Genomic DNA, 14,734 nt, shown 5'->3' on the forward strand with positions numbered 1-14,734 from the left:
TTTAAAATAAAACATCCAGAGGAAAACCCCTGGATGTTTTTTACATATGTTTCAAACGCTCAATTCGTTCTGAAATAGGTGGATGCGTATAAAATAGTTTTTTCAAGAAACCTGGTTTTTGAGGATCGTTAATATAAAGTGCACTACTAGCATCATCCACATGATGACTCATGGGTTGACTATTTTCTAATTTTTGTAAAGCATTGATCATCCCTTGCGGATTGCGTGTTAATTCCACACTTGAAGCATCCGCTAAAAATTCTCGTTGGCGAGAGATAGCTAACTGCACCAAAGTTGCTGCAAGAGGCGCTAGAACGATGGCTAGGAGTGAAACAACTAACATAATCACTTCAAGTCCTCCACCATCACGGTCATTACTTCTACGACTACGACTAGCTCCACCCCACCACATCATACGACCTGCCATACTCGATAAAAGGGTGATGGCACTGGCAAGAGCAACAGCAATGGTAGAGATTCGAATATCTAAGTTGCGAATATGACTAACTTCATGCCCGATTACAGCTTCTAACTCCTCACGATTCATGATCTCTAAAAGTCCTGACGTAGCAGCAACAGCAGCATTTTGAGGATTCGAACCGGTGGCGAAGGCATTCAAACCCGGGTCATTAATTACATAAACTCGTGGCATAGGAATCTGCGCCACCATAGCCATATCCTCAACAACATGATAGAGAACTGGTTCTTCATTCCTATCAACTTCACGCGCACCATTCATGCTCATGACAATCTCTGTAGATTGAAAAATCATGGTCAAGGCATAGATGAAACCTATAATCATAGCTACAGTCACGCCCCAGATACCTGAGTTCATGAACAGAAAACCAACCGCATAACCAACTATGGCTAGCAAAAGAAAGAAGACAATTAAAAGAATCCAAGTTTTACGTTTATTACTAGCGATTTGTTTGTACAGCATCTTAGTCACCTAAACCACTAAAATCAACTCTAGGAACAGCCTTTTCTTCTTCTGGAGTCTGAAGGAAATCCGCCGCCTTAAAGCCAAAGATAGCCGCAACCAGATTACTTGGAAAAGTTTCTAATTTAACATTGTAGTTGCTAACGACACTGTTATAAAGTTGGCGAGAATATGATATTTTGTTTTCTGTGTTAGTCAGTTCTTCTTGTAAGTGAGCAAAGTTGCCACTAGCCTTCAAGTCAGGATAGTTCTCTGCAACCGCAAAGATACCAGATATCTGACGTGTCAGTGCATCACTGGCCTTCATGGCTTCTGCAGGTGTTGTTGCTGTAGCTACTTGTCTACGGAGTTCAGTCACCTTTTCAAGAGTAGAACTTTCGTATTTAGCGTAACCTTTAACTGTTTCAATTAAATTTGGTAAGAGATCATTTCGACGCTTCAACTGAACATCGATTTGGCTCCAAGCCTCCTTGGTCTGCATACGATTTTTCACCAAACCGTTATAGCTAACAATCACAAAAATAACAATCAGAGCCAAAACTCCAAGAATAATCCAAGTCATAATCTTATTCCTTTCTGCTTTTAGATTAGTACAAGTATATCAAATTTCCATGTTTTTGTGGTAAAATAAGATGATATATAAGAAGGATATAACTATGAAACCAGAAACTTTTTACTCATTACTTGACCAACAGAATATTAATCTTACTGATCAGCAAAAATTTCAATTTGAGCGCTATTTCGAACTCTTAGTTGAATGGAACCAAAAAATCAACCTGACTGCAATTACAGAAAAGGAAGAGGTTTATCTTAAGCACTTTTATGATTCTATCGCTCCTATCCTACAAGGGTTGATAGAAAACCAAGAAATTAAGTTACTGGATATTGGCGCTGGTGCAGGATTCCCAAGTCTTCCTATGAAGATTCTCTACCCGCAGCTAGATGTGACCATCATTGATTCTCTGAACAAGCGCATTAACTTCCTTCAGCTTCTGGCTGAGGAGCTTGATTTAGAAGGGATTCATTTCTACCATGGACGCGCCGAAGACTTTGCCCAAGAAAAGAACTTCCGTGCCCAATTCGACATTGTGACAGCTCGTGCAGTTGCACGCATGCAAGTTCTCTCAGAGTTAACCATTCCCTACCTTAAAGTTGGTGGAAAACTTTTGGCACTTAAAGCCAGTAATGCCCCTGAGGAATTGACAGAAGCCAAAAATGCTCTCAACCTTCTCTTTAGCAAGGTTGAGGACAACCTTAGCTACACACTTCCTAATGGAGACCCTCGCTACATCACCATTGTAGAAAAGAAAAAGGAAACTCCAAACAAATATCCACGTAAGGCTGGTATGCCAAATAAACGCCCGCTTTAGGATATTTTAAATAGATACTCACAAGATTATACCTCGCGTCTTTATTTCCTTGCTCGGGAAAAAATGATTTACAAAATCATGCCTCACTCTCTTGTTTCAAGGCTCGGGAAAAAATGATTTACAAAATCATTTTTTTCTGCTATACTATCACAAGCAAAGGTTTTTAATGTCATCCCGTGAGGTGACGAAGACGCAGATATATATGAAAATTTTTAAATATTGGGATAACCATGTTTTAAAGATGTCTTACTCTGAGAGCCTATTGCTGTAAAATAATGGGCTCTTTTTTGATGCCCAAAAAGTGAGGTATTTATGAAACAAGAATCAACTGTTGATTTGTTACTCGACGTTGACCAACGTCCTTCTTTTGGTAAGGGAATTCTACTCAGCTTCCAGCACGTGTTTGCCATGTTTGGTGCTACCATCTTGGTGCCACTGATTTTGGGAATGCCTGTATCTGTTGCCCTGTTTGCATCAGGTGTCGGAACACTGATTTACATGGTATCTACTGGCTTTAAAGTTCCGGTCTATCTCGGTTCTTCTTTTGCCTTCATCACTGCAATGTCTCTTGCTATGAAGGAAATGGGTGGCGATGTTTCTGCTGCTCAAACAGGGGTTATCTTAACTGGTTTAATCTACGTTCTTGTTTCAACTAGCATCCGCTTTGCTGGTACAAAATGGATTGATAAACTTTTACCACCAATTGTTATCGGACCAATGATTATCGTTATCGGTCTTGGTCTTGCAGGTTCAGCTGTAACAAATGCTGGTCTTGTTGCTGATGGCAACTGGAAAAATGCTCTTGTAGCTGTAGTTACCTTCCTCATCGCTGCCTTTATCAATACAAAAGGAAAAGGATTCCTTCGTATCATTCCTTTCTTGTTTGCCATTATCGGTGGATATATTTTTGCAGTCTTTCTTGGTTTAGTAGACTTCACACCTGTTCTTCAAGCTAACTGGTTCGAAATTCCAGGCTTCTACCTACCATTTAGCACAGGTGGTGCCTTCAAAGAATACAACCTTTACTTCGGCCCAGAGACAATCGCAATCTTACCAATCGCGATCGTAACAATCTCAGAACACATTGGTGACCATACAGTATTGAGCCAAATTTGTGGCCGTCAATTCTTGAAAGAACCAGGTCTTCACCGTACCCTTCTTGGTGACGGTATCGCAACATCTGTATCTGCCTTCCTTGGTGGTCCTGCTAATACAACCTACGGTGAAAATACAGGGGTGATCGGTATGACTCGTATCGCTTCTGTCTCAGTCATCCGTAACGCAGCCTTTATCGCAATTGCCCTTAGCTTCCTTGGTAAATTCACTGCTTTGATTTCTACAATCCCTAGCGCCGTACTTGGTGGTATGTCTATCCTTCTTTATGGGGTTATCGCCAGCAACGGTTTGAAGGTTTTGATCAAGGAACGTGTAGACTTTGGTCAAATGCGTAATCTTATCATCGCAAGTGCAATGCTCGTGCTTGGACTTGGTGGAGCAATCCTTAAACTTGGTCCAGTTACACTTTCAGGTACTGCCCTATCAGCAATGACAGGTATCCTTTTGAACTTGATCTTGCCATACGAAAATAAAGACTAATGTAAAAAAAATAAAATCCACTCTCTTGAGTGGATTTTTTATATTCAATACTAACTTTTTGATAAGGTAACATAACATCTACGCTGATTTCTTTCTCTTTTCTAGCATTAAATCCTTTAAAGAAATAATAGTCACAGCCAATAAAATCATTGCCATACCAAGAAAATCTACAGGATAAAAGATATCTCCCATAATCATGAAAGCAAAGAATACCGCAGATATTGGCTCAATAGAGGCCAAGAGACTAGATTTGACTGGTCCAACCATACTTGCTCCCTTAAGAAAGGCCGTGTAGGCAAAAACAGTCCCGATGAGAATAATTCCAGCAAATGCTAAGAAAATATCAAAAGACATAGGTAGACTAGCACCGATAAACCCAGTAAATGGCACTGCTACAAAACCTGAGATGGTCATACCAACACCAATAACCAGAATGCTCCCCCATTTTTGAATGAGTTTAATGGGTGAAATGATATAAAGAGCATAGGTTAAAGCAGAGAACAAGCCCCAAAAGAGACCTGCTGGTGTCATAGAGAGCTGATCCAACTGACCATGAGTCGCAATTAAAAAGGTTCCACCTATTGCTAAAATCATAGAAAGGATTTCGGCTATAGTAGGTGCTACCTTATCCTTTATACATGTGTAAGCCAAGATTCCAACAGGACAGACATACTGAAGCACCGTCGCTGTACCTGCATTTGTCTCCTGAATAGCCGATAAATAAGCCAATTGATTCAGAAAGAGGCCAAATAAAGAAAATAGTAAGAGAGAAAAGAGACTTGATTTATCTTTTAGAAAAGCCAAAAATTGTTCCTTAGACTTTGTATAGGACAAGAGAACTAAGAGCAAACCTGCAACAATTAAACGAATATTGGTTAGGACTAGAGCCGATACCCCATGAGCCATTAGGTACTGACCACTGGTCCCAGACAAGCCCCAAGCAATACCAGCAATTACTGTAAAAAGAGTTCCTTTAAGAGCTTTTGACATACTTCCTCCCTAGTCTGCTTCACGAATTAGGTCCATGACCTGATTACGGTCTATGATCCACTGCGCACGCTCGTCTTTTTCGTAGGTTCTATTGGACAAGAAAATCGCAGCTTCCTGCTTCTTACGATTCCACATGATAAAGGTTCCAGTATAGCCTGTATGGTCTAGCCAATCACCTTCAAGATTCCAGGCCAAGGAGCGTTCCTTATCACTCAAATCTGAAAAATTCTGGCTTAATCCGTCAGCAAAATCATCCTGTAAATAATGCTCAAGGAAGATTTTTAAATCCTTCACAGTTGAAAACAAGCCTGCACTTCCAGCATGTTTACCTAGTAAACGTGCCTTAGGATCATGCACCACTCCTGCTTTCTGTCCCCGAACAGTTGGAACAGCACTGCTAACTGGTCCAAACTGAGTTTCCTTCATCTTCCATGGATCGAAAACTTGCTCTTGTAAAATCTGTTCTAAATCTTTTTCAAAGTAGTTCTCTAGGAGAAAACCGAGCAAGAGAAAGTGCACATCCGAGTAGAGAAAGGCTCTCTTCTCTCGGCGATTCAAATGAAACATAGCTTCTTTCAATTCTTCTGCATTCAACTGGTCTCTATTGATAATAAACGGGTCCAAGTCCGTAGAATGTGTGAGGAGTTGACGAATGGTGATATCTGGATAATCCGCCTCTGGAAGATAGGTCTTTATGGATTGATCGAGCTCAATCTTGCCTTGCTTCCACAAAAAAGTTAAGACAGTCCCAACTCCGACGACCTTGCTCACACTTGCCAAATCATAGACTAAACCTTGACAAGTCTGCTCTCCAATTTCTGGATTTGCTTCTCCGAGGTAGCAATCAAACCATTCACCATCCCGATAATACGCAAAAGAGGCACCAGGATAAATCCCTGCCTCAATTTGTTGCTCTATTTTTTGAATGATTTCTTGTTTCATACTTCTTCAAACCACAATTCGATATTGTTGGCATCCTTGGTTAGGAAAAACTTCTCAGACTTAGGAACAAAGTAACCTGCAGTTTCAAAACGTTGACGCAGACTAGCCAATTCAAGTTCTTTTACTTGGAATTTCAACATAGACAAATCCCAAGTTACATTATTTTCAACAAGCAAATCACTACCTTGAGCTTGTTTAAAAGTTATGCTAGTTTCGATTTCCTCTTTTTCAAGCAGGCTTGTCGTTTCAGCAGGCAAGTTAATTTCTGCTGAAATATCAAATGCTGTTAAATATTGCAGTTTCTCATCTTTTGTGAAAGTAACAGTTTCATCAAACTTTCTCAAATCTTTGATGTCATCTTCCGCATGGATTAGGACAAGATCCCCTTCTGGTGAAAGGATTTCAAAAGCATATCCCTTATTTCCTTTATAGAGTTGAGGAAGTTTTTCCATTCTAGCTAGCAGTGCTTCAACCTCGGATGGATTCGCTACTTTTACAATCAATCTAGCTAATTTTTTGATCCCTTCAACCTTACGGCTTCTCATACTTGGCGATTCTTCTAAAACCAATTTTTCAATGCCTGACTGGTCTCCTAGCGATAAGAAAGCCGACTCTTCAAGCAAGGGTTTCATACCCAAGGTTTGGATATAAAACAATTCATTTAATCTTCTATTATTTATCTTTAGCGTCGGGATCATACGCACAATTTGATTTACATTCATAAATTCCTCCAACACTTTTTATTTTAAAGGATTTTATTTCATTTTACAAGTTATTCAACTAAAAACTTTAACTATATTAACCCCTTGAATAAGGAATCCCCTTCGCATATCCGAAGGGGGACTCGTTTTATTTTAGTAAAATTCTTTGTCAGTTCTTCCAAGAAAGTTCTGCTTGAAGACCATAGTGATCACTGACCTGCGGACTTGCTTGGCCATCAAAAACTACCTGTAACTTTTCTACCTGAAGATCTTTTGTCGTAAAGACGTAATCAATTCGAAGCGGTTCTGTATTACCCTTCCAACCGTCAATTTCAGGTGGGACTGTATAGCTACCGCTTCTTTCTTGAGCAGCTTCATAGGCATCCTGTAAGCCTAGCGGACTAGTTAGGATAGCTTGATATCCTTCCTGACCTGCAGGGTTGTTAAAATCTCCTGCTAATAACAGAGGTTTATTCAACTCTTTTAAAACTGCTTCAAATCTTGCCCATTCCTCTTGGAATCCTTTATCCCACCAAGAGAGATGCACACTCGCAACTGCAAGCTCTTTACCTTCTACTACTGTTTCTACTAGTGCAACTCGACGAGTGTGATAATCAGTTGGATCATCTACATCTGAAACCAAAATCTCACGCGCCTCAATCGGTGTTTTAGATAGAATTGAAACTCCCTCATGATAACGGTCATATCCGATATGATTATAAGCCCATGTCCAATAATAGTCCAGTCCTTTTTCAGACAACTTCTCTACCAAAAGACGAACATAGTGGTCTTGGTGAATGGGTTCTGCTGAAGGTAACGGATTGTAAAGTGGTCCAGACTCTACTTGAGTTGATGTAATTTCTTGGTTGATTTCTTGAAAACAAATCAAATCATAACTGTTTTCAAGTATATCTTGAAACAAGAGCTGAAATTTTTCTTCAGGATTTTTTTCCATCCAACTATGAGTATTGAGTGTTAAAAACTTCATGTTTTTCTCCTATAAACAAGAGGTTGGAAAACAGCTTCCAACCCCTTAGTGTATTACAATTCTACTTTTGCAACTGCTGTTTTAGCTGCAAGAGAACCGGTTTGTTCTAATTTAACTGACTTGATAGCATCTCCATTTGTAAAGACTACTACAGTTGTAGTTTCACGACCTGCTGCTTGAATAGCACCAAGGTCAGCTTTGACTAAGAGATCACCAGCAGCTACTGCTTGGCCTTCTGAAACCTTCACATCGAATGGTTTTCCTTCAAGGCTTACAGTATCAAGACCGATGTGGACAAGAACTTCAAGACCTGCTTCAGTTACAAGACCAAGAGCATGTTTAGTTGGGAAGATACTTGATACAGTACCTGAAACTGGAGATACAATATTTCCATTTGATGGTTCTACTGCAAATCCATCACCCATCATTTTTTGTGAGAATACTGGATCCTTAACTTGTTCCAATTCAATCACTTGACCATCAGCAACTGAGTACACTTCTTCAGTCACACCTTTGTATACAACAGTATCTTTTTGAGCTGCTGCCATTTGACTTGGAAGAGTTTCAGGAATCACTTCTCCAGAATCAAGAATATCTTGGATATCTGATTTTAAAACGTCAGCTTTAGGTCCGTAAATAGCTTGGACACCTTGTCCTTTCATGACAAGTCCCATAGCTCCTTCAGATTTCCATTGTTCTTCTGTTCCAACTTTTTCTGCATCTTTTACAGTAACGCGAAGACGAGTCATACATGCGTCGACATCAACGATGTTCGCACGTCCACCAAGAAGGTTGATGATGTTAACTGCTTGAGAAGCTTCTGCAACTTTAGTTTCACCGGCAGCTGAAGATTCAGAAGAACCATCTGCATTTTCGTAGTTACCGTTACGTCCTGGAGTTGCATAGTTGAATTTCTTAATCATGAAGTTAGCGATAAAGTACATGATAAATCCAAAGAGCACTGTCACCCAGATAAAGTTAACAATATCCATACCAATACCAGCGTTGATAGCTAGCGGAGTACGAGTCAAGAATTCGATTGAACCGAATGAGTGTACACGAAGGTTCACAATATCAGCCATTGCAAAGGCAGCACCTTGAACAAGAGCGTAAACAAGGTAAAGAGGTGTTGCGATGAACATGAACATGTACTCAATTGGTTCAGTTACCCCTGTCAAGAATGTTGCAAGAGCAGTTGCGATCATCATACCTTTGTATTGGTGTTTCTTATCTGGATCAACGTTACGGTAGATAGCCACAATGACACCCATCAAGATACCAAACGAACCAATCATTTGTCCAACTTTGAAACGAGCTGGATGTACTGTATCTAACAAGTGTTGGTATTGACCTGCGTCAGTACCTTTAAGGTTTACAAGGTCAGTTACCCATGCAAGCCAAAGTGGATCTTGACCAAATACTTGAGTACCTTTTGCTGCACCAGTCATGACATCATAAGTACCACCAAGAGCTGTATAGTTCATTGGGATAGTCAACATGTGGTGAAGTCCAAATGGCAAGAGTAAGCGTTCCAAAGTACCATACAAGAATGGTGCTAGAACTGGAGCCGTTTCTTGAGAGTTGGCAATCCAGATACCAAAGCTGTTAATACCTGTTTGAACAAGTGGCCAGAAAATTGAAAGAAGGATTGCAGCGATTGCTGAACGAAGGATAACAACAAACGGTACAAATCGTTTTCCGTTAAAGAAAGAAAGTGCATCAGGAAGTTTACGGAAATTGTAGTATTTGTTAAAGGCAGTTGCCCCTACAAAACCAGAAATAATCCCTACAAACACACCCATGTTAAGTGCTGGAGCTTCAAACACGCTGATAAAGTAATCAGAAACTTTGATAGAGTTACCAAAGATTGTTGAAACCATAGCATTAGGATCTTTCAACATATCACCACTAACACTAAAGATAGCACCAGTGATACGGTTAATCAAGATAAAGGCAAGTCCTGCTGCAAAGGCACCACCTGCACGTTCTTTAGCCCAGCTACCACCGATAGCAAGAGCAAACAAGATATGTAGGTTACCGATAACTCCCCAACCAATTTGCTCAAGGATTCCACCTGTAACAACAAGTGGAGCAAAGTTAGGGTTAATCATTGCAAGTGTCTTACCGATTGAAATCATCAATCCAGCCGCTGGCATAACAGCGATAACCACCATTAGAGCCTTACCGAATTTTTGCCAAAACTCGAAAGACAAAACATTTTTGAATGTAGCTTTCATCATTCAAATCTCCTTATTTTATTTTAGTGCAAACGATTTACGAAAACGTTTGCACCGTTAACACCTCTATTATACCACTTTAATTTTTTTTGTAAAGGATTTATATAAGATTTTTTGATTTTAAAAATTTCTTACTTCTCTTCAATTGTTTACTAACTTTGAGTTTACTGGGGTTTTCTGATATAATATTAACTATGAAATCCTATAATACCTTGAATGATTATTATCGAAATTTATTCGGAGAAAAAACTTTCAAAGTTCCTATCGATGCCGGATTTGATTGTCCAAATCGTGATGGTACAGTAGCTCATGGAGGTTGTACTTTCTGTACGGTTTCTGGATCTGGAGATGCTATCGTTGCACCTGACGCTCCTATTCGTGAGCAATTTTATAAAGAAATTGACTTTATGCACCGCAAATGGCCAGATGTAAAAAAATATCTAGTCTATTTCCAAAACTTTACTAATACTCATGAAAAACTTGAAATCATTCGCGAGCGCTATGAACAAGCTATTAATGAACCTGGTGTGGTTGGAATCAATATTGGTACACGACCAGATTGCCTGCCTGATGAGACTATCGAATACTTGGCAGAACTGTCAGAACGAATGCATGTTACTGTAGAGTTAGGTTTACAAACAACCTATGAGGAAACTTCTGAATTGATTAACCGTGCCCACTCCTATGAACTTTACGTGGAGACGGTTAAGCGCTTGAGAAAATATCCCAAGATTGAGATTGTAGCCCATTTGATTAACGGCTTGCCAGGTGAAACTCATGACATGATGGTGGAAAATGTTCGTCGCTGTGTGACTGATAATGATATTCAAGGGATTAAACTTCACCTACTTCACCTTATGACAAATACTCGGATGCAACGTGATTATCACGAGGGTAGACTGCAGCTTATGAGTCAAGATGACTATGTGAAAGTTATCTGTGACCAACTAGAAATTATTCCTAAACATATAGTCATCCATAGGATTACGGGTGATGCGCCTAGAGATATGCTGATTGGTCCTATGTGGAGTCTCAATAAATGGGAAGTTCTAAATAGCATAGAAGCTGAAATGAGACGTCGAGGTAGTGTCCAAGGATGCAAGGCTGTAAAACAGGAGTTTATGAATGAAAAAACCACTTGAAATGGCACATGATTTTCTTGCCGAAGTCATCACAAAAGATGATGTTGTTGTAGATGCAACAATGGGAAATGGACATGATACACTTTTCCTTGGCAAATTAGCTAAACAAGTCTACGCTTTTGATATACAAGAACAAGCTCTTGAAAAAACAAGTCAACGTCTACAAGAATCCGGATTGACCAATGTCAAGTTACTTCTACAAGGTCATGAAACCGTAGATCAGTTTGTAACTGAGGCGAAAGCAGCCATCTTTAATCTGGGTTATCTTCCTTCTGCCGATAAGTCTATCATTACTAAACCTCACACAACCATTGAGGCACTTGAAAAACTCTGTCAGATGCTCGTTAAAGGCGGACGAATAGCCATCATGATTTATTACGGGCATGAAGGCGGAGATATAGAACGGGATGCAGTTATGGATTATGTTAGTCAGTTACCACAACAAGAATATACTGCCACTATCTATCGCACCCTCAACCAAATTAACAATCCACCATTTTTAGTTATGATTGAAAAATTAGAAAGGTATCGCCATGGATAAACAATACCTACGAGATAAAATCGAAGCTCTTCGTCACAACTTTGTCGAGTCAACCCAACATGAACGTGCAGTTGGTATTTTGGATGAAGCACATATGAGTAAAAAAATGCTGAAAATCAAGAAGAAAATGATTTCACTTGAAATGGAGCGTTGTCAGAAAAAAATAGAACATAAGGACTGCTCAAAGATCGATCAAAAAATCCAAGAACAAAAGGAACTTTTTGAAAATTGTCGTAACCAAAAATAGGGAGGTGGAAAATGAATTTACTTTTTTATCTCTTGGTATTTTTACTGGTTCTTATTGTTTCTAGTACGACCAATAAACTTCTTCCCTTTTTACCCATGCCTCTGATTCAAATTTTGTTAGGGATTGGAATTGGACTTTGTTTACCCAACAACCAATATCATTTAGATACTGAGTTATTCCTAGCTTTAGTCATTGGCCCACTACTCTTTCGCGAAGCTCAAGAAGCAGACATTACTTCTATCCTAAAACACTGGCGGATTGTCCTCTACTTGATTTTTCCAGTTATCTTTATCTCAGCCTTGAGCATGGGGGGAGTCGCTCATGTCCTTTGGGCTAGCCTACCATTAGCCGCCTGTGTAGCAGTTGGTGCCGCCTTAGGGCCAACAGACCTAGTCGCCTTCGCATCTCTTTCTCAACGCTTTTCCTTCCCAAAGCGGGTCTCTAATATCCTAAAAGGGGAAGGTCTTCTGAATGATGCTTCTGGACTAGTAGCCTTTCGTATGGCTCTCATCGCTTGGACAACAGGAACATTCTCCCTTACCCAAGCCGGAACTTCATTAGCCATTTCCATCGTTGGAGGATTTACAGTCGGCTTAATAACGGCCTTAATCAATCGCTTCCTTCATACCTTTCTACTCAGTGTCCGTGCAACAGATATCGCAAATGAGCTCTTATTGGAACTTAGTTTACCTCTCTTGACTTTTTTCATAGCCGAAGAAATTCATGTTTCAGGCATCATCGCCGTTGTTGTTGCTGGGATTCTGAAAGCCAGTCGTTTCAAGAAAATAAATCTCCTGGAAGCGCAAGTTGATACAGTTACTGAGACTGTTTGGCAGACTGTAACCTTTATGCTCAATGGTTCAGTCTTTGTCATTCTTGGGATGGAACTGGAAATGATCGCGGAACCAATTCTTAAGAGTGCATTCTACAACAAAGTACTTCTCTTACTCAGCGTTTTCCTCTTGACCTTCCTGCTTTTTGCTATCCGCTTTGTCATGATCTATGGATTTTACGCATTTCGGATTAAGAAGCTTCATAAAAGTTTAGACAAGTATGTCAAAGACATGCTCCTCCTTACCTTTTCTGGTGTTAAGGGAACTGTATCCATTGCCACTATCCTTTTGATACCGTCTAATCTGGAACAAGAATACCCTCTTCTTCTCTTCCTCGTAGCTGGTGTAACCCTGGTCAGTTTCCTGACGGGATTACTAGTACTCCCGCACCTTTCTGAAGAGAAAGAACCATCTAAGGATCAGCTCATGCACATCGCTATCTTAAACGATGTTGCCATGGAATTAGAGAAGGATTTAGAGAACACAAAAAACAAGGTTCCACTCTATGCGGCTATTGACAATTATCATGGACGTATTGAAAATCTTATTCTTAGTCAGGAGAACAAGGAGATTCAGGAAGACTGGGAAGCTCTTAAACTCTTGATTCTCAGTGTTGAAAGCGATGGCTTGGAACAAGCCTATGAAGAAGGAAAGATTGGAGATCGTGCTTATCGTGTCTACCAACGCTATTTGAAAAGCATGGAGAAAATTATTAAGCGAAACTTTGCTTCTCGACTAACCTACTACTTCCTTGTCTCCATACGCATTCTTCGTTTTCTACTTCATGAATTGCTCACATTTGGGAAAACATTCCGTTCGTGGAAAGACAAGGAAAAACAGAGACTTCTTGCCATTGATTATGACCAGATTGCTGAACTCTACCTAGCCAACACTGAAATTATTATCGAGAGTTTGGAAAACCTCAAAGGGATTTATAAGAGTTCTCTGATCAGCTTTATGCAGGAATCTCGTCTTCGCGAAACCAGTCATATTACGAGTGGTGCCTTTGTGGAACGGGTTATCAATCGTATCAAACCCAATAACATTGATGAAATGCTTAGAGGATACTACCTTGAGCGTAAGTGTATCTTTGAATACGAAGCTCAAAAACTCATCTCAGCTCAGTATGCTAAAAAGCTACGCCAAAATGTCAATAATTTAGAAACTTATTCCTTAAAAGAATCTGCTAATACCTTACCTTATGATATGATGGAATTAGTCCGAAGAAATTAAAGTCTATAGAAAACAAGAGAAAAACTGGAGGATTGTAACATGAAAAAGTTGTGGAAACAGCTGACTGATAGACCCTTATTAAAAGCTTTTTTGCACTACTATCAAGCTTCCGATAGTGAGTTAACTAGCGTTGCTGTTGCATACTATTGGTTGATTTCAATCTTCCCTTTACTTATGATAGTGGTCAATATCTTACCCTACTTTCAAATTCCCATCTCAAACTTTCTATTAACAATCAAGGAATTTTTACCAGATACAATCTATGAAGTTGTTGCAAAAATTGTCAGAGAAGTTCTGACTCAACCATCAACAGGTTTACTAAGTTTTGCTATCTTATCAGCTCTTTGGACTTTCTCCAAATCCATGGATTTTCTTCAGAAGGCCTTTAATAAAGCCTATGGAGTTGCAAAAAATAGAGGAATTATCTCACACCAGCTGATGAGTCTCTTGGTTAGCTTTGGCCTTCAAATTCTCTTTGCCCTTGCCTTATTCCTCAGTATGTTCGGCCATATGTTATTGGACCTGCTTAAAAACTACTGGAAATCCGAGAGTGCTCTGTTTTCTTATCTACAGGATTTTACAGGACCGCTGATCTATGCCTTTCTTTTTGCTACCGTGATTATGCTCTACTATTTCCTACCAAATGTTAAAGTAAGTCGGATTCGATACGTCATACCTGGAAGTCTCTTTGTACTAGTTACCACTATTGCATTATTAAACATCTTTGCAGCTTATTTCAACAATTATGTCAATTATCTCGTTGACGTCAGATTTTTCAGTTCTATCGTCGTTGTTGTGATGATGTTCTGGTTCATTATCATTGCCAAGATATTGATCATCGGTGCTGTCATCAATGCCAGTGTTCAAAGCCTAAAAGACCCCGACTTTAAAGCAAATCAATAATTTTTTATCGATTAATACTCAATGAAAATCAAAGAGCAAACTAAGAAGCGAGCCGCAGGTTGCTCAAAACA

14 protein-coding genes are annotated in these 14,734 nt (G+C 39.6%); 7 read left to right on the plus strand and 7 right to left on the minus strand.

Annotated elements, in window-relative coordinates; translation table 11 throughout:
- Positions 1 to 40 precede the first annotated feature (40 nt).
- A complete protein-coding gene (gene htpX, locus HMPREF2957_RS05035) occupies positions 41 to 940 on the minus strand; it encodes a zinc metalloprotease HtpX (protein ID WP_070677892.1) in 900 nt (299 codons plus the stop codon).
- Between the two features lies 1 nt (position 941).
- The gene (locus tag HMPREF2957_RS05040) at positions 942 to 1,502 is read right to left on the minus strand and encodes a LemA family protein (RefSeq protein WP_004252496.1); all 561 of its coding nucleotides are present in this window, start codon (positions 1,500 to 1,502) and stop codon (positions 942 to 944) included.
- Positions 1,503 to 1,596: 94 nt separating this feature from the next.
- Here HMPREF2957_RS05040 and rsmG point away from each other — a divergent pair, with 94 nt between their 5' ends.
- The gene (gene rsmG / locus HMPREF2957_RS05045; RefSeq protein ID WP_004252494.1) at positions 1,597 to 2,310 is read left to right on the plus strand and encodes a 16S rRNA (guanine(527)-N(7))-methyltransferase RsmG; all 714 of its coding nucleotides are present in this window, start codon (positions 1,597 to 1,599) and stop codon (positions 2,308 to 2,310) included.
- Between the two features lie 312 nt (positions 2,311 to 2,622).
- The gene (locus HMPREF2957_RS05050) at positions 2,623 to 3,906 is read left to right on the plus strand and encodes a uracil-xanthine permease family protein (protein WP_004252492.1); all 1,284 of its coding nucleotides are present in this window, start codon (positions 2,623 to 2,625) and stop codon (positions 3,904 to 3,906) included.
- Between the two features lie 78 nt (positions 3,907 to 3,984).
- On the opposite strand, the gene HMPREF2957_RS05055 is transcribed toward HMPREF2957_RS05050, so the two are convergent.
- The 5 genes from HMPREF2957_RS05055 to HMPREF2957_RS05075 form a co-directional block, all read right to left on the minus strand.
- A complete protein-coding gene (locus HMPREF2957_RS05055; protein ID WP_004252490.1) occupies positions 3,985 to 4,896 on the minus strand; it encodes a DMT family transporter in 912 nt (303 codons plus the stop codon).
- A gap of 9 nt (positions 4,897 to 4,905) precedes the next feature.
- Complete coding sequence (locus HMPREF2957_RS05060; protein ID WP_004252488.1) at positions 4,906 to 5,838, minus strand: serine hydrolase domain-containing protein; 933 nt, start codon at positions 5,836 to 5,838, stop codon at positions 4,906 to 4,908.
- Positions 5,835 to 6,560, minus strand: a complete 726-nt coding sequence (locus HMPREF2957_RS05065; RefSeq protein ID WP_004252486.1) for a CppA N-terminal domain-containing protein — start codon at positions 6,558 to 6,560, stop codon at positions 5,835 to 5,837. Before HMPREF2957_RS05065 ends, HMPREF2957_RS05060 begins: the two co-directional genes overlap by 4 nt.
- A gap of 148 nt (positions 6,561 to 6,708) precedes the next feature.
- Positions 6,709 to 7,527, minus strand: coding sequence for an endonuclease/exonuclease/phosphatase family protein (locus HMPREF2957_RS05070; RefSeq protein WP_070677894.1), 819 nt, complete (start codon positions 7,525 to 7,527; stop codon positions 6,709 to 6,711).
- A 53-nt stretch (positions 7,528 to 7,580) separates the two neighbouring features.
- Positions 7,581 to 9,767 (minus strand): PTS transporter subunit IIBC, encoded by a 2,187-nt coding sequence (locus HMPREF2957_RS05075; protein WP_148131981.1) that lies wholly within the window; start codon positions 9,765 to 9,767, stop codon positions 7,581 to 7,583.
- Between the two features lie 191 nt (positions 9,768 to 9,958).
- On the opposite strand from HMPREF2957_RS05075, the gene HMPREF2957_RS05080 reads away from it, so the two are divergent.
- From HMPREF2957_RS05080 to HMPREF2957_RS05100, 5 genes are read left to right on the plus strand one after another with little or no spacing between them, the layout of a single operon-like run.
- Entirely contained in the window at positions 9,959 to 10,906 is a 948-nt protein-coding gene (locus HMPREF2957_RS05080; RefSeq protein ID WP_070677896.1) for a tRNA modification radical SAM protein MnmL/YtqA, read from the plus strand.
- Positions 10,890 to 11,447 (plus strand): tRNA 5-(aminomethyl)-2-thiouridylate-methyltransferase MnmM, encoded by a 558-nt coding sequence (locus tag HMPREF2957_RS05085; RefSeq protein ID WP_004252480.1) that lies wholly within the window; start codon positions 10,890 to 10,892, stop codon positions 11,445 to 11,447. Before HMPREF2957_RS05080 ends, HMPREF2957_RS05085 begins: the two co-directional genes overlap by 17 nt.
- Positions 11,440 to 11,694, plus strand: coding sequence for a hypothetical protein (locus HMPREF2957_RS05090; protein ID WP_004252478.1), 255 nt, complete (start codon positions 11,440 to 11,442; stop codon positions 11,692 to 11,694). Before HMPREF2957_RS05085 ends, HMPREF2957_RS05090 begins: the two co-directional genes overlap by 8 nt.
- A gap of 11 nt (positions 11,695 to 11,705) precedes the next feature.
- On the plus strand, positions 11,706 to 13,760 hold the full coding sequence (locus HMPREF2957_RS05095) for a cation:proton antiporter (RefSeq protein WP_070677897.1): 2,055 nt from the start codon (positions 11,706 to 11,708) through the stop codon (positions 13,758 to 13,760).
- A 39-nt stretch (positions 13,761 to 13,799) separates the two neighbouring features.
- Positions 13,800 to 14,663 (plus strand): YihY/virulence factor BrkB family protein, encoded by an 864-nt coding sequence (locus HMPREF2957_RS05100; protein WP_070677899.1) that lies wholly within the window; start codon positions 13,800 to 13,802, stop codon positions 14,661 to 14,663.
- Positions 14,664 to 14,734 lie beyond the last annotated feature (71 nt).

This window comes from Streptococcus sp. HMSC062D07 (assembly GCF_001814215.1).
GTDB classification, from domain to species: domain Bacteria; phylum Bacillota; class Bacilli; order Lactobacillales; family Streptococcaceae; genus Streptococcus; species Streptococcus infantis_I.